Here is a 21,172-nt window from a genome sequence, read left to right on the forward strand (position 1 = left end):
ACTACGTTCGCAGCACGCCCACCGCGCCGGATGCGGCCAGGGCGGCAATTCGTTCGCGCGCGTACCCGAGGTCGCCTTCGAGCACGGCGGCCGTGTGTTCACCCAGACGCGGCGGCGGCGTGCGCACGGATCCACCCGTTTCCGACAATTTGACCGGCACGCCAAGCACCTCCAGGGGACCGATGGAGGGATGGACGACGGATTCGACCATGGCGCGAGCCAGGATCTGGGGATCCCTGAGGGCTTCTCCCACCGAACGCACGGCCCCGCAGGGAACGCCGGCCTCGCGAAGGCGCGTGGTCCATTCCGCGGCGGTGTCAGTCGCCAGCACACGATTGACGACGATCTCAAGCTCGTCGATGTGTTCGACACGTCCGGTGTTGGTGGCGAACCTGGGATCGGCTGCCGCTTCAGGAAGTCCGGCGACAAGGCAGAAGCGCTGGAACTGGTCGTCGTTGCCCACGGCAAGCACCAGCACGCCGTCGGCGGTGACAAAGGTGTTGTACGGCGCGATGGCCGCGTGTTTGTTGCCGAGGCGACTGGGCGATGCGCCGGTGGCGAGGTACCGCCCGGCCTGATAGGTCAGCAGCGCGGCGCACGAATCCAGCAGGCTGATGTCCACGTGCTGGCCGCGGCCCGTCCGCCCCTTGGCGATCATCGCGAGCAGCATGCCCTGAAACGCGAACATGCCGGCCGCGATGTCGGCGATCGCCACACCCAGGCGCACGGCTGGGCCATCGGGCGCGCCGGTCACACTCATCAATCCGCCTTCGGCCTGAATCACTGCGTCGTAGCCCGCTTCCTCGCGGCGTGGCCCGGTGTGCCCGAAGCCAGAGATGGACACATAGATCAGTCCAGGGTATTTGGCCGACACCGCGTCGTAACCCAGGCCACGATCGTCAAGAGTGCCGGGCCGGAAATTTTCGACGATGACGTCGGCGCGAGCGATGAGCTCGTCCAGCACGACGCGGCCTTCGAGCGTGGTGTAGTCGAGCGCCACACTCTCTTTGTTGCGGTTGACACTCAGGTAATACGAACTCTCGCCTTCAAGAAACGGCGGACCCCACGCGCGGGTGTCGTCGCCGCGGCGCGGGTGCTCGATCTTGATGACGCGCGCGCCCATGTCGGCGGCGAGCATGGTGCAGTACGGACCCGACAGCACGCGCGTGAGGTCGAGGATGGTGACGCCGGCGAGCGGGCCCGTGCGTGGATCGGCTTCGGCCGAAACGACCTCAGAGGTCGTTTTCATGGTGTTCCCTTCCGAAAACGACCTCTGAGGTCGTTTCGGACGCCTTCCGCCACCGTCACCAAATCCACAAACAGCGCATACGCCGTCTTCTCAAGTCCACCATCCCGCTGTGTGATCACCACGCGCCCCAGGATATCCGTGTCGATCTCCAGAGCGTTGGCCTGTCCTTCAAGGCTCCCGAGCGGATCACTCACGTCGAGCGTCTCCAGTTGCACACTCGCACGCACGCCCTGGTCCGTCCGCGTGGCCCGGCCCACCAGTTTCACCCGACGGCCCTCGGCCACGGCGGCCAACACGCGCGGTGCGTCGGCCGCCGAAATGCCTTCGCGCTCCACATCACGCGGCGTGATGCCGGCATCCATCCACACATTGGCCAGCGCCGCCACTTTCGCGGCCGCGTCCCAACCGTCCACATCCAGCGACGCATCGGCTTCTGCCACGCCTTCGGCCTGCATGCGGGCGAGCGCCGTGTCGAAGGCTTCGCCGCGTTCCATCGCCGTGAGAATGTGGTTGGTGGTGCTGTTCACAACGCCGCGAAACGAGCCGATCACCACACCCGGCATCGTCTCGCGAACCAGATTGAATACCGGGATGCCGTCCATGACCGCACCTTCGAAGAGGAACTGCAGCCCCGCCTTGCGGGCCTCGCCGGCGAGCGCGCGATAGGCATGTGCCACGGGGCCTTTGTTCGCGCTGATCACGTGCGCGCCCGAGGCAAACGCGGCACGGATGTGCGAGATCGCCGGTTCTCCAGACTGCACGTCCAGAGGTGTCGTCTCAACCACTACGCGGGCCTCGGTGTCGAGGGAAGCAAGCTGGTGGATGAGGTCAAGTGCCGAACGCGATGCCGCGCCTGGCCCAACCAGGCCGCCGCCGGCCACCTGTTGCGCCGCTTGTACGGCGTCGAGGCCCGTTTTGTCGAATACTGCGCCGTGACGACCAGTCGCGATTCCCACAATCGTGACTTCAATGCCTCGGGCGTCGAGCGCCGGTTTCAGTTCCTGCAGAAGCAGCGCAAACCTCCGGCCGACATGACCGAACCCGATGAGTGCCAGCGCGATACGCAATCGGCGTAAAGTGTATAGAGGATTCCATCACCATGCGAAATACAGCCCGTACGTTGCTTGCCTTGTCGTTCGCCGTCGTCCTCGCAGGAGCCACGCCGGTGCTGGCGCAACCGGTCGCACCGCCGCCATCTGTGGTTGTGGCCACCGGCGAGCACCGCATCAAGGTGGCGCCCGATCAGGCCTGGGCCACGGTGTCGCTCGAGACGCGGGATTCGCGCGGGGCCGAAGCGCGCCGCCTGGGCGCAGCCGCGATGACGACGGTCATGGCCACGCTGAGGAAGGCCGGCCTGGAGGGTGATGCCGTTCAGACGATTGGCGTCTCATTGCATCCGGAGTACGAGTACACGAACGGTCGTCAGCGCACGAAGGGGATGATCATGTCGAATCAGGTCCAGGTGCGGATCGACGACATCTCGAAAGTGGCCGACGTACTGGACGCGGTTGGCGGGCTGACGTTGCCGGCGTCTTCAACGCTGACGGTCGGCGGGCTGCGATTTGACCTGAAGAACCGTGCCGGCGTCCAGCGCGATGCCCTTCGATTTGCCGTGGAGGATGCCGTGGCGCGCGCCAAGGCGATGGCCGCAGGCGCGGGCATGTCCGTTGGCCGCACTCTGCGCATCGAAGAGGCCGGCGCCGCAGGCCAGATGAAGTTTCCGCAGGAGCAGTTCATGATGGCGGAGTCGCGAGTCGGCGCCGATGCTCCGATGCCAACGCCCATCTCGCCGTCGGACATCGAGATTCGCGCGCAGGTGACGGTGACCGTCGAAATCAAATAGGCCGCGTCCGGCTCGTGTCGTCTTCCTCGTCGCTGCCAAGGTCGAGCAGCGTGAGTTCGCCCTTCTGCACGCGACGCATCGAGAGGTGCAGAGGATCGGGCGCTTCGAGTTCTTTGGTGGAACTCACGCCGAGATCCTTGAAACGCCTGGCGCCCGGCAGCACCTTCTGCTCCAACGATCCGATGAAGCGGTCGTAGCTGTCGGCGGCCTGCTTGATGCCATACCCCACCTTGTCGAGGTGGTCCACCATGGTGGCCAGCCGGTCGTAGAGTTCGCGGCCCAGTTGCTGAATCTCTTCCGCGTTGACGGCCAGTTGCTGCTGCTTCCAGCCGTACGCCACCGCGCGCAGCACCGCGACCAGGGTCATCGGCGTGGCCGGCACCACGCGCATGGTGGACGAAAACTCCAGCAGTGTTGCATCGCGCTCGAAGGCGGCGGCCAGCAGCGGCTCGATTGGCAGGAACATCACCACAAACTCCGGCGACGGCTGGAACTGCGCCCAATACTCCTTGCTGCCGAGCGACCGCACATGTTCGCGCACCTGGCGCGCGTGGGCGTCCAACTGCACATCCCGCTCCGCATCATCGCGGGCGGTCGAGGCTCGCAGGTAGGCGTCGATGGGCACCTTCGAGTCGATGACGATGCTGGCGCCGCCGGGGAGTCGGACGATCATGTCGGGCGTCAACCGCGCGCCGGTGTGGGTGGTGGCCTGGGGCTGCTCCTCGAAGTCGCAGTGCGCCAGCATGCCCGACATTTCCACCACGCGGCGCAGTTGCACCTCGCCCCACTTGCCGCGCGCGTTGGGTGAGCGCAGGGCCTGCGAGAGCCCTTCGGTGGTTTTGCGCAAGTGTTCCTGCGACAACGCGAGGCCGCTTAGTTGCGAGGCGACCGCCTTGAAGGAACCTTCGCGCTCGCGATCGGCGGACGCCACCTGCGTCTGGACTCGTCCGAGGGTTTCGCGCATGGGCTGCAGCAGCGCCTCGGCTCGCTGGACGAACTCGGTGCGATTCTCACGGAGCGCATCCTGCGAAAGGGCCGCGAACGATTCACGCAAGCGCGACTGGGTTTCGGCCGCGGCTTGCCGCTGCTCCTCGGCTGAGCGTCGCGAGGCGTCGAGTTCAGCCGCCAGGCGGGCCATATCGGCCGACAAACGCTGTCGTCCGATGAGGAACCAGATGGCGGCCGCGGCCGCGCCGAGCGCGGCGCCGACGACGAGGAACAGCAGGTTCTGGGTCATGAAACTGTTTTATGCTCTCCGCGTGACAGCCCCGGTCACAGCGCGAGTCACGGCATTCGATCGCCTTCGAGGACTGATTATGGTCCTGATGGCGATCGATCACGCCGCCTTTTTCATTGCGCGCGTGCATCCGGCAGAGACCTGGGCGGCCCCGCCGCCCTATTACGCCGACGTGCCGGCGTTCCTCACGCGATGGCTCACACACCTGTGCGCGCCAGGCTTTTTCATGCTGATGGGAATCGGCCTGGTGTGGTTTGCCGAGAGCCGGCGCGCGGCGGGATGGTCCGGCGCCCGCATCACGCGGTTCTTTGTCACGCGCGGTGCCATGTTGCTGCTGGTGCAGCACGTGCTTGAGAACCCGGCGTGGGTGATGGGCCTGGTGTCAATGGACCCCGCGGTTGATGCCGGGCAGCCCGGGTTGCCCGGTGTGCCTGGCAACATCATGGTGGGGCTGGCGGTGTTGAGTGCCCTGGGCGTCGCGTTGATCTTCTGGGGGATCTGCTGGCGGTTGCCGATGTGGGCGATTGGTGCGGTTGGCTGCGCCGCGTTCTGGCTGAGCCGCGTGATGCTGCCGGACATCGCACAAGCGTCCCAGGCCATCCCCGTCTGGAAGTTGTTGCTCTTCGTCCCCGGCCAGGGTGGCATTGTTCAGAACATGTATCCGTGGGTGATCTGGCTCGTGCCGGCCGGCGTTGGGGTCGCACTTGGCCGGGTGTTTCAGCGAGAGCCACAGCGTGTAGGTGCGGTGGCAGCCGCTGCGGCGCTGGTCGGCGTGGGTGCTTTTGTCGTGATGCGACTTGCAGGTCTGGGTGAGGTGCATACGCCTGCCGAGGGTGTGATGGGCTGGTTGAGCGTCACGAAGTACCCGCCGACCGAGGCGTTTCTGGCGCTCATGCTCGGGCTGGATCTGGCGATTCTCGCGGTGCTCTCGAAGTGGACGTCGCGCTGGCTGGCTCCTCTAGAGGTCTACGGCCGTGTGCCGTTCTTCTTCTACCTCGCACACCTCTGGGCGTTTGGCGCTCTCAGCTGGGCGTTCCCGTCGGGCACGTCATTTGCCGTGATGTATCTGGTGTGGGCCGCCGTGATCGCCGTTCTCTATCCGGCGTGCACCGCCTACGCCCGCTTCAAGTTTTCGAACCCTGCCACATCGCTGTGGCGACTGTTCTAGCGGGGGATCTTTGAGGGGGACGGGTGTGTTTTCCACAGAAACGGCCGAAATGGGGACAGGTCTCAAAAACGACCTCAGAGGTCGTTTTCAACACGATCCATGAAAACGACCTCTGAGGTCGTTTCTAAGACCTGTCCCCATTTCTAGCGTTTCTGTGGAAAACACACCCGTCCCCCTAGCAATTCGCGCACCCTGTCTCTGGCGCGGATGCGAACGTCGTCGGGGAGAGGGACGTTGGCCGCAGTGCGGCAGAGGCCGGTGGTGGTTCTGAAGTCGGTCAGGATGCGACCGCACACCGGACACGACGCGGCATGCTGCTCAATGGCCGCACAGGTGGCGTCGGGCAGCTCGTCGTCGAGGTACGACGAAATCTGCTCCAGGAGCGTGTCACAGGTCACGTGCACTTCAGCCGTCATCATGCTTCCTGTCCAGCGAGCGCCTCGCGCAGCATGACTCGCGCGCGGTGCAAGCGGGTCTTGACGTTGTCTTCACTCATTCCGCTGACCTTCGCCACTTCACGCGTCGAAAGCCCCTCCATTTCACGCAGCAGCACAATCATCCGGTAGGCCGGAGGCAGCGTGGCCAGCGCGCGTCGCAGACGCGTTCCCAGCCACGCGTTCATGGCGAGATCGTCCGGACCCATCCCTGCCGACGCCACGTCGCGCGACACAGAACCGCCGTCTGGTCCGACCGGGGCAGGAGCATCGAGCGATTCGACCCGTGTCGGCTCATCCACACGCTTCCGTCGCTTCATCAGGCACGTGTTGCGAACGGTCCTGAACAGCCACGCACGAAACGCCGTCGGGTCCTTGATGCTGCCCACGTGCTTATAGGTCTTGATCAGCGCGTCCTGCATCACGTCCTCCGCATCTTGCGGATGTCCGCACACCAGTAGCGAAAAGCGATACGCCACTTCCTGGGCCCGGATCAGGAGTTGTTCCATCGCCGCGTTGTCGCCGGCCGAGGCCAGCCGAACCAGATCCGCATAGACGTTGGTCGGATTCGAGTCCGGTCCCTGGTGAGAAAGATGCGGATTTCCGATCTTGGTGACAGACACGCGTCTTGAATTGTAGCTGTGTCACCTTTTCCTGCGCTTCTGCATCTATGGGCTGATGGCTCGACCCCTCTCGATCGTTCTTCTGTTGATGGCCGTCTGGCCGGCGACCAGCGCGGCGCAGACCCGCTTGTCGCTGGCGGATGCGGTCTCGGCGGCCACGACCAGGAATCCTGGTCTTCAGGCCGCACGGGCACAGGCGGACCGCGCTGAGGCCGAGGTTACGGTGTCCCGCAGCGCGTGGTGGCCCCGACTCACGGCCACGGAAGCCTGGCAGCGGTCAGATCAGCCCGTGTTTGCATTCGGCGCGCTGCTGGCGGCTCGTCAGTTCACCGCTGCCGACTTCGCGGTGTCACGCCTCAATGCGCCTGGCGCGACCAATCTGTTCACCACGCGACTTGGTGTGGGCCAACTCGTGTTCGATGGTGGCCGCACGCCAGGCGCTGTTGCCGGCGCAAGCGCGCTGCGGGACGCTGCCCGGGCGGAAGCGGATAGCGCCATCGCGCACGCCGTATTGGCTGTGACACGGGTCTACGGCCAGATCCTTTCTGGACAGAGTCACGCGCGAGCCACCGACGCCGCTATCGCTGCAGCAGTGGAAGACCTGACCCGGGCCGAACGACGCCGCGACGCCGGTGCCGCCACCGATGCGGATGTGCTCGCCGTTTCCGTCCATCTTGCTGAGATGCGTCAAAGGCGATTGCAGACCGATGCGGACCTTGCCTCGGCGCGGGCCCAGTTGAACCGGCTGATGGGCGCGCCGATTGAGGAGACGTTTGACGCGGTCGAAGACCTTCCGCCGCCGGTCGGCGTGGGGGCACTGGCGTCCCTCTTCGAAGAGGCTGCATCCGCCCGGCCGGAACTCAAGCGAGCGGACGCCCAGGTGCGCGCGGCAGATGCGGGCGCGAGACAAGCCGGCGCCGTGTGGTGGCCTCAGGTCTTCGCGCAAGCCGGTATCGAATGGAACGGCGTGCGGGCAGGTGAACGCGCCAGCTCGTGGGTGATTGGCGGGGAAGCACGCTGGACGCTTTCATTATCAGGCGCAGACGCCGCTCGACAGCGTGCCGCATCAGCCGCGCGCGCGTCGGCGGTTGCACAACGAGATGACCAGCGCGCCGCCGTTCAGGTGGAAGTGTTGACCGCGGTGCGGCAACTCGAATCCGCGATCGCGCGGACTGCCGTGGGTGCTGCTGCGGTCACGCAATCTGAGGAACGCGCCCGTGTGGTGCGTAACCGTTACGAAGCCGGCCTCGCATCCATGACCGATGTGCTCGCGGCAGCTTCGGCCACGCTCGACGCCGAATCCCGCCGCGTCGCTGCGGCTGTTGATGCCCTCGTCGCGGGCGCTGAACTGCAGCGCGCCGTTGGACGCACTTCGCGGAATTGACCATGACCACAAAGAGGTTTCCTGTGATGACACGTGCCTGGCTGGTGACCCTGACTCTGTCTTTGGGCGCCGCCGCCTGCGGTTCTTCATCAGACCCCGCGCCGGCCCCTTCCGCGGATGCGTTGGAGGTGGCGGTGGACCGCGTGGAGCCGACGCCGATGTCCGCCTCCTTCGAGGCGGGCGGCGTGCTCGTGTCGCGTCACACCGCAGAAATCTCCAGCCGGGTCATGGCCCCCATCGTGCGGGTCCTTGTGCGCCCCGGCGAACGGGTCCGTCGAGGACAGCCGTTGGTCGAACTCGACGCCGCTGAAGTGAGCGCGCAGGCGGCTCGCGCGAGGGCCGGCCTTGAAGGCGCCCGCGCCAACGCACGCGTCGTTGCCTCCGATCGTGAAGCTGCCGAGGCGGGCGTGGCGCTCGCCCGTGCCACTCACACACGCATCGCCGGCCTGCACGCCGCGCGCTCGGCCACCACGCAGGAACTCGATCAGGCGACCGCTGCGCTTCGCCAGGCCGAGGCAAGGCTGGCGATGACCGCCGCGCAGGCAGAAGCCACGAGTCAATCCATCGAGGCCGCCGACGCAGCGTCTCGCGCCGCCGCCATCGCGCAGACGTGGAGCGTGCTGACATCTCCCCTTGACGGCACGGTTGCGGCGCGTCACGCGGACCCTGGGTCCATGGCCACGCCGGGACAACCCCTGCTTGTGGTTGAAGCCTCCGGCGCCTGGCAGATGGATGTGCGCGTGGATGCCTCGCGCGTGGCCGGACTGGCCGTCGGGCAGACTGCGAATGTGCGAGTGGATGGCAGCGCGGCAGACGCGTGGGTGTCCGGGCGCATCAGCGAGATTGCGCGCGTGGACCCGTCATCACACAGCTTCCTGGTGACAGTGGATCTGGATCCCAACACCGCCTGGAGGTCGGGTCTCTTCGGACGTGCGCGCTTCGCCGGTCCCGCAGAGGAACGGCTCACGGTGGCCGCCGAAGCGATGGTGACTCGTGGCCAGCTGACGTTCGTGTACGTGGTGGGGGCCGATGACCATGCGCGCCTGCGGTCGGTGTCCCTTGGCGACACCGCCTCCGGCCGAATCGAAGTCCTGGCTGGCCTGGCCCCTGGCGATCGCGTGGTGCTCCGGCCCGCGCAGAGTCTGCTCGATGGCGCCAAGGTGCGCGTAACCACCGCGCCGCGAGGAGCACAGTCATGAGCCATCCGATTGGCATCGCGGGGCGATTCGCCTCGCTGTTCATCCGCTCGAAGCTGACACCGCTCGTGATCGTGTCGTCGATCCTGCTCGGCATCTACGCGGTGGTCGCGCTGCCGCGTGAGGAAGAGCCACAGATCATCGTGCCGATGATTGACGTCTTCGTGAATCTGCCGGGCGCATCGCCGGCCGAAGTGGAACAGCGCGTCACCCGTCCGCTCGAACAGCGGCTCTGGGAAGTGCCGGGCCTCGAGTATCTCTACTCAACGTCGAGCCCCGGTCGCGCCATGTTGATCGCACGGTTTCTCGTGGGCGAAGACGAGGAGCGCGCGCTCGTCCGTCTGAATCAGAAACTCGCGGCCTCCGCCGGTCTGCTGCCCGCCGAGAGTTCGGCGCCGCTCGTGCAGCTTCGCTCGATTGACGACGTGCCGGTGATGGCGCTGACGTTGTGGGGCGCCGGTTACGACGCCGCGCAACTGCGTCTGCTGGCCGCCCAGTTGCGGGATGTCCTCAAGGAGGTGCCCGATACCTCGGAAATCACCATCCTCGGCGGACAGCCGCGGCAGGTCACGGTCGAACTCGATCCGCCCGCGCTTGAGGCGCGCGGACTTGATCCGCTGCGCGTGCAGCAGGCGCTGGTCCAGGCGAATGTGCGCCTCGAAGGCGCCCGTGTGGTGGGTGCCAACTCGTCGACATTGGTCGAGGCCGGCAGCTGGCCGGGCACGGTGTCGGCCCTCCGCGATCTTGTCGTCGGTGCGCCCAACGGTGTGCCCGTCCGGCTTGGCGACGTGGCGCGCGTCACCGATGCGGGCGGCGAACCGGATCACTACGTGGCGTTCCATGCCAGCGCCACCGAGTCACACCCGGCCGTGACGCTTTCGATCGCAAAGCGGAAAGGCACAAACGCGATCGCGCTCACGCGGCTCCTGAGCCAGAAAGTGGAAACCGTCCGCGGGCAGCTGCTGCCCAATGACTTGAACGTGACGGTGACCCGCGACTATGGCGATACCGCCGCGCACAAGTCCAACGAACTGCTGTGGCACATGCTGCTGGCCGTCCTCTCAGTGGCGGCCCTCATGTGGTGGGCGCTCGGCCGGCGTGAATCCCTGGTGGTGCTCACGGCCATTCCCGTCACGCTGGCGCTGACGTTGTTCGTCTTTTATCTCTACGGCTACACCCTCAACCGCATCACGCTCTTCGCGCTCATCTTCTCGATTGGCATCCTGGTAGACGACGCGATTGTGGTGGTGGAGAACATCGTGCGGCATGCGAGGCTGTCGCGGGCGAAGGATGTGCTTGATGCAATCGTGGTGCGTGCGGTGGATGAGGTCGGCAATCCGACCATCCTGGCGACGCTGACGGTGGTGGCGGCCATCCTGCCGATGGCCTTCGTCGGCGGGTTGATGGGCCCTTACATGCGGCCCATTCCCGTGGGCGCCACGGCCGCGATGCTGTTCTCGCTCGTCGTGGCCTTCATCGTCACGCCCTGGGCCGCGGTGAGGCTGCTGGGCGCGCATGCCGGTCATCACGATGAATCAGAGGATCGGCTGACCCAGATCTACCGGCGCGTGATGTCGCGCCTGATCAACAGCGCGCGCACGCGGTGGGTCTTCCTGTCGGGTGTTGCCGTCATGCTCCTGGGCGCCGTTGCGCTTGTGCCGCTCGGCCTGGTCAAGGTCAAGATGCTGCCGTTCGACAACAAGAGCGAACTGCAGATCATTGTCCGCATGCCCGATGCTGCGCCGCTTGAGACGACGGCCCGCGCGGCTGAAGCGCTGGCGGAAGAGGCGTTGCGCGACCCCGCGGTGCTGGGCGCGCAGAGTTACGTGGGCACGTCGTCTCCCTACACGTTCAACGGATTGGTGCGGCACTATTTCCTGCGCCAGGCGCCGAACCTCGCGGATGTGCAGGTGCAGTTGCGGCCGCTGGACGACCGCGACGAACAGAGTCATGCCATCGCGACGCGTCTGCGCGAGCGTTTGATCCCGGTGGCCGCGCCGCTCGGCGCCACGATTCAGGTGGTGGAGGTCCCGCCCGGCCCGCCGGTGCTGCAGACGTTGGTGGCCGAGGTGTACGGCCCAGACGGCGACACGCGACAGGCGATGGCGAAGCAGGTACGCGACGTCTTTACGCAGGCAACCGGCGTGGTGGATGTGGACTGGTATGTGGAGACGGACCGGCCCAAAGTGGAGCTCACCGTGGATCCCGATCGTGCCGCGCTCAGCGGTCTGGCGGCCGAACACGTGGCATCGGTCGTGCGCATGGCGGGCGCCGGTGCGCCGGCAGGGTTGCTCCATGACCCGCGCGCGCGAGAAGCCGTGCCGGTGATGCTGCGTCTGCCAAAGGCGCAGCGCGGGTCGATCGAGGCGCTGTCGGGTATCCGCCTGCAGGGCGTGACACCGGTCTCGGTCGGAGAGCTCACGCATGCGGTCACCAGCGTGGAAGCGCCGAGCATTTATCACAAGAACCTGTTGCCGGTGACCTATGTGACGGGTGATGTCGCGGGCGCAGTTGAGAGCCCGGTCTACGCGATCCTGCAGATGAACGAGTCTCTGCAGGCCGTGAAGGACCCCGCCGGCGCGCCACTGCAGATCTTCAATACGGCACCGCCATTCGACAGCGGGCGGTATGCGATGAAATGGGACGGCGAGTGGCACATCACGTATGAGGTGTTCCGCGACCTCGGGATCGCGTTTGCCGCGGTTCTGGTGCTGATCTACATCCTGGTGGTTGGCTGGTTCCAGTCGTTCACCACGCCGCTGACCATCATGATGGCGATTCCGTTTTCGCTCGTAGGCATCCTGCCCGCGCACGCGATGGGCGGCGCGTTTTTTACCGCGACGTCGATGATTGGTTTTATCGCCGGCGCAGGCATCGTCGTGCGGAACTCGATCATTCTGGTGGACTTCATCGAACTGCGTGTCAGCGATGGCATGCCGCTGGCCGAGGCCGTCATTGATGCCGGCGCGGTGCGGTTCCGTCCGATGGCGCTGACGGCCGCAGCAGTCATTGTCGGTTCCGCCGTGATTCTGGCCGACCCGATCTTCCAGGGATTGGCTATTTCGCTGATGGCGGGAGAGGTGGCGTCGCTGCTGCTTTCGCGGATGACGGTGCCGGTGGTGTACTTCGCGATGGCGAATCGCCGGGGTGCGGCGAATGCGCCGGCGATTGAAGAAGGGGTGCCGGCATGACTGCGACGCTGAAGCAGATTCTCGTGCCCGTCGACTTCGGTGAGGCGTCGTCGGCGGCAATCACCCTGGCCGGGGCCATGGCGCAGGGTTGTGGCGGACACCTGGTGCTGTTGCACGCGGAGGCGCTTGAAGCGCCGGTGTATTTCACCAAGGAGCAGATTGAGACGATGGCGGCGGAGCGCCGGCATCGTCAGGCGCAGGCTCAGAGATTTCTTGAGGTCTTCGGCAGAAAACACACGCGCGCCCCATTTACCGCCGTCATTGAGATGCGTCCCCTGTGGAGGCCATCGAGCGCCACGCCGACGGTGCCGACCTGATCGTGATGGGCACGCACGGGCGCACGGGTCCACGATTGTGGTGGTTGGGTTCAGTGGCCGAGCGCGTGCTGCGTGACACCGCCGTGCCGGTGCTGGTGGTGCATGGTGGCGATTCGCCGGCGCTCGCACGACTCGCCGTGTATGCCGCGCCCGGACTGCGAGGGGATGCGGCCTGGGAGCTGGCGCAGAAGCTGGCGGTGGCGTTGGGTGCGACAGCCACCGATCGTCGCCACGATACGGTGCCGGCGTCCGACATGTTTGCCGATGTCTCGATGGTGGTGGTGGCCGAGCCCCGCGTGCATGACCGCGTGTGGCGCACCACGGTCGGTGAGCCGTTGATTCGATCCGGCGTGGGGCCGGTGTTGTTCGTTCCCGAGGCGTAGCCTCTGAGGCAGGAGTGGTTGATGACGATTGAAGCAATGTTGCGATTGATTGCCGGTGCGTTCGTGATGGCGAGCGTCCTGCTCGGCATGTATGTGGACGCCCGCTTCTTCTGGTTCACCCTGTTCGTGGGCGCGAACCTGTTCCAATCAGCCCTCACCGGCTGGTGCCCGATGATGTCCATATTGAGGAAGGTAAGGGGACGGGTGTGATTTCCACAGAAACCCGCGAAATGGGGACAGGTCTCGGAAGCAAAACGACCTCAGAGGTCGGTTTCAAGAGACCAGAGGAAACCGACCTCTGAGGTCGTTTGGTCGCGAGACCTGTCCCCATTTCGCGGGTTTCTGTGGAAATCACACCCGTCCCCCTTACCATCAGTAGATGCCCTCGGCTGACGCGGTTCGGTATGCGCGGCACTTGTTGCTGCCGGAACTCGGGCGACAGGGGCAGCAGCGATTGCTCGATGCGCGAGTCCTCATCATCGGCCTGGGCGGTCTGGGGTCACCGGCGGCGTTGTACCTGGCTGCGGCGGGTGTCGGCACGCTCGGTCTGGTGGACTTCGATGTGGTGGACGAGTCCAACCTGCACCGGCAGATTATTCATGGCACTGGGGACATCGGCCGCTCCAAGCTCGCATCAGCGGCCGCGAAGATCCGTTCGGTCAACCCCGATGTCGTCCTTGAACAGCACGAAGTTCCGTTTGGCGTCTCGAACGCCCGCGCGCTGGTGGACGCGTACGATGTGGTGCTGGACGGCACAGACAATTTTCCGACCCGGTACCTGGTCAACGACGCGTGCGTGATGAGCGGCACGCCAAACGTCTACGGCAGCGTCTTCAGGTTCGAAGGACAAGCCGCCGTGTTCGCGGCCCCGGGCGGGCCCTGTTACCGCTGTCTGCACCCCGAGCCGCCCCCGGACGGCCTGATTCCGAATTGCGCCGAAGCAGGGGTGCTGGGCGTCCTGCCGGGCATCATTGGCACTGTGCAGGCCACTGAGGCCATCAAACTCGTCACCGGCATGGGTGAGTCGCTGGCCGGACGCCTGCTGCTGTACGACGCGCTGCGCATGACATTCCGCACCATCACCCTGCCGCGCGACCCGGAATGTCCGGTGTGCGGCGATGCGCCAACAATCGGCACGCTTGTCGCTTACGATCAGGTGTGTGGACCATCGGAGACCGCTGAAATGAAAGACGAAATGACTGTTGACGAACTGCATCAGTGGCGCGAGTCGGGTCACCCGCACATGTTGCTGGACGTGCGGGAGCCGTTCGAACACGCGTCGGCCCACATCGAAGGCGCCGTCCTCATTCCCATGGGCGCGGTCATGCAGCAACTTGACGCCCTGCCAAGAGACCGGACGGTGGTGGTGCAGTGTCAGTCCGGGGCCCGCAGCGCCCGGGTGACCGCTGCCCTCAGACAGAAGGGCTTTGAGGCGGTCAATCTGGCCGGGGGCATTCACGCGTGGCGAATGGCGGGGTATTCGTAGCGGCGCCCTCGACGGCTTGCAACAACCCGCCGGTACTTCTAAGATGGACTAGTTCGGTCGGACATATCCGGCCTCGCAGTAAAAAGGCCCCGCAATGTTACGGCTCTCAAAAAAAACTGACTACGCGCTTCTGGCGGTGAGACACCTGGCCGCCAATGCCGATCGGGGAGCGGTTTCGGCGAGGGAATTGGCAGAAACCTACGATATTCCGCCTGAATTGCTGGCCAAGGTGCTCCAGAAGCTCGTGCGAGGCCGGCTGCTCGAATCGCAGCAGGGGATTCGCGGCGGATATGCCCTGGCACGTGCCGCCTCGGCCATGTCGGTGGCAGATGTCATTCAGGCGGTCGATGGTCCGTTAATGGTCACTGCGTGTTCTGAAGAAGACCATAGCTGCGACCAGTACTCGAAGTGCAACATCCGCGATCCGCTGTGGCGCATCAAGGACCGCATCATTGCCGCGCTGGCCGCCACGTCGGTCGCCGAACTCGCGATGGAAATGCCGACGCCTCTGCCGCTTCCCACCGGAGTGATGCCAATGCAGATGGTGAAACGACCATGATTGCCGTGACCCCAATCGCCGCCACGCAGATGCACAAGCTGCTGGCCAGGCACGAAGGCGCGACCGGCCTGCGTGTCGGCATCAAGGCCGGCGGCTGTTCCGGCTTCGAATATGTGTTTGAGTGGGAAGCCGCGCCGACGCCAGCCGACCTCGTGTTCGATGGACCCGAAGGCGTGAAGGTGTGGGTGGATCCGCGCAGCCATCGCCTGCTTGACGGCACCACGCTCGATTACGACACGAGCCTGGTCAGCCGCGGTTTTGTGTTCCAGAACCCGAACGCCAAACAGACGTGCGGGTGCGGGACGTCTTTTAGTGTCGCCTGATGTGACGGTACGGAGGCCGGGCCTTTAGGCCCGGCGTCACGCCGGGGCTGAAGCCCCGGCCTCCCAAGGATCCACAAATGTCCACGCAAGAAGAAACCATCGAACAACTCGCGACCCGCGAGTACAAGTACGGCTTCGAGACCATTCTCGAATCCGACACCTTCCCCCCCGGCCTCAACGAGGACGTCGTCCGCGCCATATCGGCGAAGAAGGATGAGCCGGCGTGGATGCTCGAGTTCCGCCTGAAGTCGTTCCGCGCCTGGCAGAAGATGACCGAGCCGGCGTGGCACAACCTGCACATCGAGCCGATCGACTACTACGGCATCAGCTATTACTCGGCACCCAAAGCCAAGCCGCAGTTGGCCAGCCTGGACGAACTTGATCCCGAAGTGCGCCGGACGTTCGAAAAATTGGGCATTCCGATCGAAGAGCAGAAGATGCTCGCGAACGTCGCTGTGGACGCCGTGTTCGACAGCGTCTCGGTGGCCACCACCTTCCGCGCGAAGCTTGGCGAGATGGGCGTCATCTTCTGCTCGTTCTCGGAGGCCGTGAAAGATCACCCCGACCTGGTCAAGCAGTATCTCGGTTCGGTGGTCCCCTACACCGACAACTTCTTTGCCACGCTCAACTCCGCGGTCTTCAGCGACGGGTCGTTCGTGTATATCCCCAAGGGCGTGAAGTGCCCGATGGAGCTCTCCACGTACTTCCGCATCAACGCGAAAAACACGGGACAGTTTGAACGCACCCTGATCATTGCCGACGAGGGATCCCAGGTCAGCTACCTCGAGGGCTGCACGGCGCCGATGCGCGATGAGCACCAACTGCACGCGGCCGTCGTGGAATTGGTCGCGCTCGATCGGGCGACGATCAAGTACTCCACCATCCAGAACTGGTACCCGGGCGACAAGGACGGCAAAGGCGGCATCTACAACTTCGTCACCAAGCGCGGCCGTGCGATGACCGACTCGAAGATCACCTGGACGCAGGTGGAGACGGGGTCGGCGATTACGTGGAAGTACCCGAGCTGCATCCTGCAGGGCGACAACTCGGTGGGCGAGTTCTATTCGGTGGCCACCACGAACAACCGTCAACAGGCCGATACCGGCACGAAGATGATCCATCTCGGGAAGAACACCCGCAGCACGATTGTGTCGAAGGGCATCTCGGCCGGCTTCGGCCAGAACACCTATCGCGGCGCCGTGAAGATCGGCAAGAACGCGCATGGCGCGCGTAATTACTCGCAGTGCGATTCGCTGCTCATCGGCGACAAGTGCGGGGCGCACACGTTTCCGTACCTGGAGATCAAAAACTCCACCGCGATGGTCGAACACGAAGCGTCGACGTCAAAAATCGGCGAAGACCAGATTTTTTACTGCCGCCAGCGCGGCATCGCCACTGAAGACGCCGTGAACATGATCGTCAGCGGCTTCTGCAAAGAGGTCTTCCGCGAGCTCCCGATGGAGTTCGCCGTGGAAGCCCAGAAACTTCTCTCAATCAGCCTGGAAGGAAGCGTCGGTTAAAGATGTTGCTCGAGATTTCGGATCTGCGTGTCAGGGTCGAGGACAAGGAAATCCTCAAGGGCCTGAGTTTGTCGGTCAACCCTGGCGAAGTGCACGCCATCATGGGGCCCAACGGCTCGGGCAAGAGCACGCTGGCCCGTATCCTCTGCGGCCACCCCGGCTATGAGGCCACGGGCGGCACGGTGGCCTACGACGGCAAGGACCTGCTGGACATGGACCCCGAGGAGCGCGCCCGTGAAGGCGTGTTCATGGCGTTCCAGTATCCGGTGGAAATTCCAGGCGTCAACAACTCCTACTTCCTGAAGGCCGCGCTCAATGCCGTGCGCAAGCACCGTGGACTGCAGGAACTGGACGCCGTCGAGTTCCTCCAGGTGATCCGCGAAAAGGCGAAGCTCCTCGAGATGGATCAGTCGATGCTGCACCGCGCGGTCAACGAGGGATTCTCGGGCGGTGAGAAAAAGCGCAACGAGATCTTCCAGATGGCGGTGCTCGAACCGAAGCTGGCGATTCTCGACGAGACCGATTCCGGCCTCGACATCGACGCCCTCCGCATTGTCGCCAATGGCGTCAACGCGCTGCGCAGCCCGGAGCGCGCCATCATCGTGGTCACGCACTATCAGCGCCTGCTCGACTACATCGTGCCGGATTTCGTGCACGTGCTCAGCGGCGGCCGCATCGTGAAGTCGGGCGGCAAGGAACTGGCGCTGGAGCTTGAAGACAAGGGGTACGGCTGGGTGGATGCCGTGGCCGGAGCCCGGGCGTAGCCATGCCGCAGGTAGCCGAGCGTCACGAGACTTACGCGGCCGACTTCGAGGCATTCCGCGAATCACCGGCCTTTGGACCCGAGTGGCTCCGCACCGCGCGGTCCTCGGCCTTTGCCCGGTTCATCGCGCGAGGCTTCCCGACCACGCGCGACGAAGAGTGGAAGTTCACGAACGTGGCCGCGATTGCCGCCACCAGTTTCCGGCGCGTCACCGGCGGCCCCAGGGTGACGACGGCCGATCTCGAGCCGTTCCTCTTCAAGACACGGTTCGCCATGCAGGCCGTGGTGGTGAATGGCCGGCTGTCTTCTGAACTCTCGTCGCTCGAGAACCTGCCGGCGGGCGTCACTGTGTCCGGCATGGCTGAAGCGATGACCGACCAGCCGCCCCTGGAAGGCCCGAGCCTCAAGAGCGACCATCCGTTTGTCTTGCTGAACACGGCCTTCTGCGAAGGCGGTGTCTTCATCCACATCGCCCCGAAGGCCGTGGTGACCGAGCCCATCCATGTGCTCTTCGTCTCGGCACCAGGCGCCGATCCTGGCCTCGTGGCTCCGCGCCTCTTCGTTGTCGCCGGTGAGCAATCGCAGTCATCCATCGTGGAGAACTACGCGGGAGTTGGCGCCGCGCCGGTGCTGACCACCGCCGTGACCGAGGTCCTGCTGGGCCCCGGAGCCATGGTGGACCACGTCAAGGTGCAGCGCGAAACGGCCGAGGCCTTCCACATGGCCAGCACGTTCGTGCACTTGCACCGCGCCAGTACGTTTACGTCGCAGGCCATCACGTTCGGCGGGCGCATCGCGCGCAACGACATCACGGCCACACTTGCGGGAGACGGCGCCGAGTGCACGCTCAACGGCCTCTACGTGGCCGACGGCGAGACACTCGTGGACACGCACACCACCATCGACCACGCGATGCCGCACTGCCCGAGTCACGAAGTCTACAAAGGCATCCTGACCGGACGCGCCAAAGCGGTGTTCAACGGCAAGATCATCGTGCGGCCCGACGCCCAGAAGACCGACGCGAAACAGACCAACAAAGCCCTGCTGCTCTCAGACGAGGCCTCGATCAACACCAAGCCTCAGCTCGAAATTTTTGCCGACGATGTGAAGTGTACGCATGGAGCCGCCATCGGCCAACTCGACGCCGACCAGCTGTTCTACCTGCGCGCTCGTGGCATCGGCGTGCAGGATGCGCGCAACATGCTCATTCACGCGTTTGCCAGTGATGTCCTCAACGGGATCAAACACGACGCCGTGCGAGACCGTCTCGAAGAGGTCCTGGTCGAGAAACTGCACCTGCCGGCATGACCCCTCACGCCGCTCACGCCGCGTCACCGACGCCAGCACCCCTGGATGTGGTGGCGGTGCGCGAGCAGTTCCCCGCGTTGCATCAGCTGGTGCACGGCAAGCCACTCGCGTATCTCGACAATGCCGCGACAACCCAGAAGCCGCAGGTGGTGCTGGACGCTTTGCGCCATTACTACGAGCGCGACAACGCCAACGTCCACCGGGGCGTGCACACCCTCAGCGAACGGGCGACCGCGTCCTACGAGGCGGCCCGCCGCAGCGTGCAGCGGTTCCTGAACGCCCGGAGTGAACGCGAGATCATTTTCACGCGCAACGCCACCGAGAGCATCAATCTGGTGGCCCGGGCGTGGGGCGACTGGCAACTGAAGCCGGGCGACGAGGTGCTCATCACCGCGATGGAGCACCATTCAAATATTGTCCCGTGGCAGATGGCCTGCGCGCGGACAGGCGCCATCCTCAAGGTGGCGCCGATCGACGATCGCGGCGACGTGATCCTCGAGGAATTCGCGAAACTCCTGACGCCCAGAACGAAGATGCTGGCGGTGGTGCATCTCTCCAATGCACTCGGCACGATCAATCCGGTTGAGGACATGATCGCGGCGGCCAGGCGGGTGGGCGCCACGGTGCTCATCGACGGGTCACAGGCGGCGTACCACATGGCCGTGGACGTGCAGGCGCTGGACCCCGACTTCTACGTGTTCACCGGCCACAAGGTGTATGGCCCCACCGGCATCGGTGTGTTGTATGGCCGGGAGTCGCTCCTTCAAGCCTGCCCGCCGTTCCTTGGCGGCGGCGACATGATCAGTTCGGTCACCTTCGAGAAGAGCGAGTGGAACGAGCTGCCGTACAAGTTCGAAGCCGGCACACCGAACATTGCGGATGCCATCGGACTGGGCGCAGCCATCGAGTTTGTCCGCGGCATCGGCTTTGACGCCATCGGCGCGCACGAATCCGCGCTGCTCGCGTACGCCACCGCTCGGCTCTCCGCCGTGCCGGGCCTGACGATCATCGGCACCGCACGGCGTAAAGCCAGTGTCGTGTCGTTTGTGATGGACGATCTGCACCCTCACGATATCGGGACGATCGTGGACCGCGAGGGTGTGGCGATTCGGACCGGGCATCACTGCGCGCAGCCCGTAATGGACCGCTTCGGGATTCCGGCGACGGCTCGCGCGTCGCTGGCGATGTACAACACGACGGACGAAATCGACGCGCTCGTGGTGGCGCTCGATCGCGTCCGTCAACTGCTAGGGTAAGGCATGGGCATGTTTTCATTTCTCACGGGCAAGAAGGACCAGGCGGAAGACGCGGCCGTGTCGCAGACGCCATTCACGGCCCCCGACGCCTGGACGTCCGAGGCATTAACCAGCCCGAAGCCCGAGACGACGCACGACGCGTTGCAGGTGGGGCCTCTCGACACCGAGCAGACGGCGGAGTTCCAGGGCAAGATTGTGGAAGCGATCAAGACCGTCTACGACCCGGAGATCCCGGTCGATATCTATGAGCTGGGCCTCATCTACGACATCATCGTGGACGCCGAGAAGCGCGCGCTCATCAACATGACGCTGACCAGCCCGGCATGCCCGTCGGCGCAGCAGCTGCCGCTCGAGGTGGGATTCAAGGTGAAAGCCATTCCCGGCATCACCGACGCGAAAGTCGAGATTGTCTGGGAGCCCGCCTGGACGAAAGAGCGCATGTCGGAAGCCGCGAAGCTCACGCTGGGATTCTTCTGATGCAAGACCTCAACGACCTCTATCAGGAGGTCATCCTCGACCACAATCGCCGGCCGCGCAACTACGGGCCGCTGCCCGACGCCACCCAGTCGGCAAAGGGGCACCAACCCCTGGGTGGCGACAAGCTGACGCTGTCACTCAAGGTCGAGGGCGATCGCATTACGGGAATCGCGTTCGAGGGCTCCGGGTGCGCCATTTCGAAGTCGTCTGCCTCGCTCATGACCGACGCGGTCAAAGGCCACACGATTGATGAGGCGACTGAACTGTTCGACAAGTTCCACCAGATGGTGACCACACCCATCGACCAACCGGTAGACGAGGAAGCCGTCGGCAAACTTGCTGTGCTTGCCGGTGTCCGCGAGTTTCCCGCGCGCGTCAAATGCGCGTCGCTCGCCTGGCATACGCTCAAGGCCGCGCTCACGAACGCACCCGTACCCGCCAAAACGGAGTAGGCC

Annotated in this window: 22 protein-coding genes; 17 read left to right on the top strand and 5 right to left on the bottom strand. The window is 64.8% G+C overall.

Features of this window, described 5'->3' with window-relative positions; translation table 11 throughout:
• Nucleotide 1: 1 nt before the first annotated feature.
• Together IPL75_04515 and IPL75_04520 are read right to left on the bottom strand one after the other, a co-directional pair.
• On the bottom strand, nucleotides 2-1,249 hold the full coding sequence (locus IPL75_04515; protein MBK9239524.1) for a CoA transferase: 1,248 nt from the start codon (nucleotides 1,247-1,249) through the stop codon (nucleotides 2-4).
• The gene (locus tag IPL75_04520) at nucleotides 1,246-2,316 is read right to left on the bottom strand and encodes a homoserine dehydrogenase (GenBank protein ID MBK9239525.1); all 1,071 of its coding nucleotides are present in this window, start codon (nucleotides 2,314-2,316) and stop codon (nucleotides 1,246-1,248) included. Before IPL75_04520 ends, IPL75_04515 begins: the two co-directional genes overlap by 4 nt.
• 32 nt (nucleotides 2,317-2,348) lie before the next feature.
• On the opposite strand from IPL75_04520, the gene IPL75_04525 reads away from it, so the two are divergent.
• The gene (locus IPL75_04525) at nucleotides 2,349-3,092 is read left to right on the top strand and encodes an SIMPL domain-containing protein (protein ID MBK9239526.1); all 744 of its coding nucleotides are present in this window, start codon (nucleotides 2,349-2,351) and stop codon (nucleotides 3,090-3,092) included.
• Here IPL75_04525 and IPL75_04530 read toward each other — a convergent pair.
• A complete protein-coding gene (locus IPL75_04530) occupies nucleotides 3,085-4,329 on the bottom strand; it encodes a DNA recombination protein RmuC (GenBank protein MBK9239527.1) in 1,245 nt (414 codons plus the stop codon). The genes IPL75_04525 and IPL75_04530 overlap by 8 nt on opposite strands.
• A gap of 22 nt (nucleotides 4,330-4,351) precedes the next feature.
• Between IPL75_04530 and IPL75_04535 the strand changes: the two genes are divergently transcribed.
• On the top strand, nucleotides 4,352-5,497 hold the full coding sequence (locus tag IPL75_04535) for a hypothetical protein (GenBank protein ID MBK9239528.1): 1,146 nt from the start codon (nucleotides 4,352-4,354) through the stop codon (nucleotides 5,495-5,497).
• Between the two features lie 143 nt (nucleotides 5,498-5,640).
• On the opposite strand, the gene IPL75_04540 is transcribed toward IPL75_04535, so the two are convergent.
• Both IPL75_04540 and IPL75_04545 read right to left on the bottom strand, forming a co-directional pair.
• Complete coding sequence (locus IPL75_04540) at nucleotides 5,641-5,916, bottom strand: zf-HC2 domain-containing protein (protein ID MBK9239529.1); 276 nt, start codon at nucleotides 5,914-5,916, stop codon at nucleotides 5,641-5,643.
• A complete protein-coding gene (locus tag IPL75_04545; GenBank protein ID MBK9239530.1) occupies nucleotides 5,913-6,554 on the bottom strand; it encodes an RNA polymerase sigma factor in 642 nt (213 codons plus the stop codon). The genes IPL75_04540 and IPL75_04545 overlap by 4 nt, the downstream gene beginning before the upstream one ends.
• Before the next feature lie 55 nt (nucleotides 6,555-6,609).
• Between IPL75_04545 and IPL75_04550 the strand changes: the two genes are divergently transcribed.
• The 15 genes from IPL75_04550 to IPL75_04620 all read left to right on the top strand — a co-directional run bounded on the left by IPL75_04550 (nucleotide 6,610) and on the right by IPL75_04620 (nucleotide 21,169).
• The gene (locus tag IPL75_04550) at nucleotides 6,610-7,938 is read left to right on the top strand and encodes a TolC family protein (GenBank protein ID MBK9239531.1); all 1,329 of its coding nucleotides are present in this window, start codon (nucleotides 6,610-6,612) and stop codon (nucleotides 7,936-7,938) included.
• Between the two features lie 26 nt (nucleotides 7,939-7,964).
• Nucleotides 7,965-9,137, top strand: coding sequence for an efflux RND transporter periplasmic adaptor subunit (locus IPL75_04555; protein ID MBK9239532.1), 1,173 nt, complete (start codon nucleotides 7,965-7,967; stop codon nucleotides 9,135-9,137).
• Nucleotides 9,134-12,325, top strand: a complete 3,192-nt coding sequence (locus tag IPL75_04560; GenBank protein ID MBK9239533.1) for an efflux RND transporter permease subunit — start codon at nucleotides 9,134-9,136, stop codon at nucleotides 12,323-12,325. The genes IPL75_04555 and IPL75_04560 overlap by 4 nt, the downstream gene beginning before the upstream one ends.
• Nucleotides 12,322-12,642: a universal stress protein gene (locus IPL75_04565; GenBank protein ID MBK9239534.1), complete on the top strand. Its 321-nt coding sequence runs from the start codon at nucleotides 12,322-12,324 to the stop codon at nucleotides 12,640-12,642. The genes IPL75_04560 and IPL75_04565 overlap by 4 nt, the downstream gene beginning before the upstream one ends.
• Nucleotides 12,603-13,025, top strand: coding sequence for a universal stress protein (locus tag IPL75_04570; GenBank protein ID MBK9239535.1), 423 nt, complete (start codon nucleotides 12,603-12,605; stop codon nucleotides 13,023-13,025). The genes IPL75_04565 and IPL75_04570 overlap by 40 nt, the downstream gene beginning before the upstream one ends.
• A gap of 21 nt (nucleotides 13,026-13,046) precedes the next feature.
• Nucleotides 13,047-13,235, top strand: a complete 189-nt coding sequence (locus tag IPL75_04575) for a DUF2892 domain-containing protein (GenBank protein MBK9239536.1) — start codon at nucleotides 13,047-13,049, stop codon at nucleotides 13,233-13,235.
• A 169-nt stretch (nucleotides 13,236-13,404) separates the two neighbouring features.
• A complete protein-coding gene (moeB, locus tag IPL75_04580; protein MBK9239537.1) occupies nucleotides 13,405-14,511 on the top strand; it encodes a molybdopterin-synthase adenylyltransferase MoeB in 1,107 nt (368 codons plus the stop codon).
• 94 nt (nucleotides 14,512-14,605) lie between these two features.
• Nucleotides 14,606-15,070 (top strand): Rrf2 family transcriptional regulator, encoded by a 465-nt coding sequence (locus IPL75_04585; protein MBK9239538.1) that lies wholly within the window; start codon nucleotides 14,606-14,608, stop codon nucleotides 15,068-15,070.
• A complete protein-coding gene (locus IPL75_04590; protein MBK9239539.1) occupies nucleotides 15,067-15,393 on the top strand; it encodes an iron-sulfur cluster assembly accessory protein in 327 nt (108 codons plus the stop codon). Before IPL75_04585 ends, IPL75_04590 begins: the two co-directional genes overlap by 4 nt.
• Nucleotides 15,394-15,470: 77 nt before the next feature.
• A complete protein-coding gene (gene sufB, locus IPL75_04595; GenBank protein ID MBK9239540.1) occupies nucleotides 15,471-16,913 on the top strand; it encodes a Fe-S cluster assembly protein SufB in 1,443 nt (480 codons plus the stop codon).
• Nucleotides 16,914-16,918: 5 nt separating this feature from the next.
• Nucleotides 16,919-17,677, top strand: a complete 759-nt coding sequence (gene sufC, locus IPL75_04600) for a Fe-S cluster assembly ATPase SufC (protein ID MBK9239541.1) — start codon at nucleotides 16,919-16,921, stop codon at nucleotides 17,675-17,677.
• 2 nt (nucleotides 17,678-17,679) lie between these two features.
• Nucleotides 17,680-18,984 (top strand): Fe-S cluster assembly protein SufD, encoded by a 1,305-nt coding sequence (gene sufD, locus IPL75_04605; protein ID MBK9239542.1) that lies wholly within the window; start codon nucleotides 17,680-17,682, stop codon nucleotides 18,982-18,984.
• Nucleotides 18,985-19,025: 41 nt separating this feature from the next.
• A complete protein-coding gene (locus IPL75_04610; GenBank protein MBK9239543.1) occupies nucleotides 19,026-20,240 on the top strand; it encodes a cysteine desulfurase in 1,215 nt (404 codons plus the stop codon).
• Between the two features lie 9 nt (nucleotides 20,241-20,249).
• The gene (locus IPL75_04615; protein ID MBK9239544.1) at nucleotides 20,250-20,717 is read left to right on the top strand and encodes a DUF59 domain-containing protein; all 468 of its coding nucleotides are present in this window, start codon (nucleotides 20,250-20,252) and stop codon (nucleotides 20,715-20,717) included.
• Nucleotides 20,717-21,169, top strand: a complete 453-nt coding sequence (locus IPL75_04620; protein ID MBK9239545.1) for an SUF system NifU family Fe-S cluster assembly protein — start codon at nucleotides 20,717-20,719, stop codon at nucleotides 21,167-21,169. Before IPL75_04615 ends, IPL75_04620 begins: the two co-directional genes overlap by 1 nt.
• Nucleotides 21,170-21,172: the final 3 nt, after the last annotated feature.

The sequence above is a fragment of the Acidobacteriota bacterium genome (assembly GCA_016716905.1).
GTDB lineage: Bacteria > Acidobacteriota > Vicinamibacteria > Vicinamibacterales > SCN-69-37 > SYFT01.

What these genes read in the sequence shown, in the direction of transcription:
- IPL75_04515 (MBK9239524.1), bottom strand. Translation starts at nt 1,249, where the DNA reads ATGAAAACGACCTCTGAGGTCGTTTCGGCCGAAGCCGATCCACGCACG.
- IPL75_04525 (MBK9239526.1), top strand. Translation starts at nt 2,349, where the DNA reads ATGCGAAATACAGCCCGTACGTTGCTTGCCTTGTCGTTCGCCGTCGTC.
- IPL75_04530 (MBK9239527.1), bottom strand. Translation starts at nt 4,329, where the DNA reads ATGACCCAGAACCTGCTGTTCCTCGTCGTCGGCGCCGCGCTCGGCGCG.
- IPL75_04540 (MBK9239529.1), bottom strand. Translation starts at nt 5,916, where the DNA reads ATGATGACGGCTGAAGTGCACGTGACCTGTGACACGCTCCTGGAGCAG.
- IPL75_04550 (MBK9239531.1), top strand. Translation starts at nt 6,610, where the DNA reads ATGGCTCGACCCCTCTCGATCGTTCTTCTGTTGATGGCCGTCTGGCCG.
- IPL75_04555 (MBK9239532.1), top strand. Translation starts at nt 7,965, where the DNA reads ATGACACGTGCCTGGCTGGTGACCCTGACTCTGTCTTTGGGCGCCGCC.
- IPL75_04560 (MBK9239533.1), top strand. Translation starts at nt 9,134, where the DNA reads ATGAGCCATCCGATTGGCATCGCGGGGCGATTCGCCTCGCTGTTCATC.
- IPL75_04565 (MBK9239534.1), top strand. Translation starts at nt 12,322, where the DNA reads ATGACTGCGACGCTGAAGCAGATTCTCGTGCCCGTCGACTTCGGTGAG.
- IPL75_04575 (MBK9239536.1), top strand. Translation starts at nt 13,047, where the DNA reads ATGACGATTGAAGCAATGTTGCGATTGATTGCCGGTGCGTTCGTGATG.
- moeB (MBK9239537.1), top strand. Translation starts at nt 13,405, where the DNA reads ATGCCCTCGGCTGACGCGGTTCGGTATGCGCGGCACTTGTTGCTGCCG.
- IPL75_04585 (MBK9239538.1), top strand. Translation starts at nt 14,606, where the DNA reads ATGTTACGGCTCTCAAAAAAAACTGACTACGCGCTTCTGGCGGTGAGA.
- IPL75_04590 (MBK9239539.1), top strand. Translation starts at nt 15,067, where the DNA reads ATGATTGCCGTGACCCCAATCGCCGCCACGCAGATGCACAAGCTGCTG.
- sufB (MBK9239540.1), top strand. Translation starts at nt 15,471, where the DNA reads ATGTCCACGCAAGAAGAAACCATCGAACAACTCGCGACCCGCGAGTAC.
- sufD (MBK9239542.1), top strand. Translation starts at nt 17,680, where the DNA reads ATGCCGCAGGTAGCCGAGCGTCACGAGACTTACGCGGCCGACTTCGAG.
- IPL75_04615 (MBK9239544.1), top strand. Translation starts at nt 20,250, where the DNA reads ATGTTTTCATTTCTCACGGGCAAGAAGGACCAGGCGGAAGACGCGGCC.
- IPL75_04620 (MBK9239545.1), top strand. Translation starts at nt 20,717, where the DNA reads ATGCAAGACCTCAACGACCTCTATCAGGAGGTCATCCTCGACCACAAT.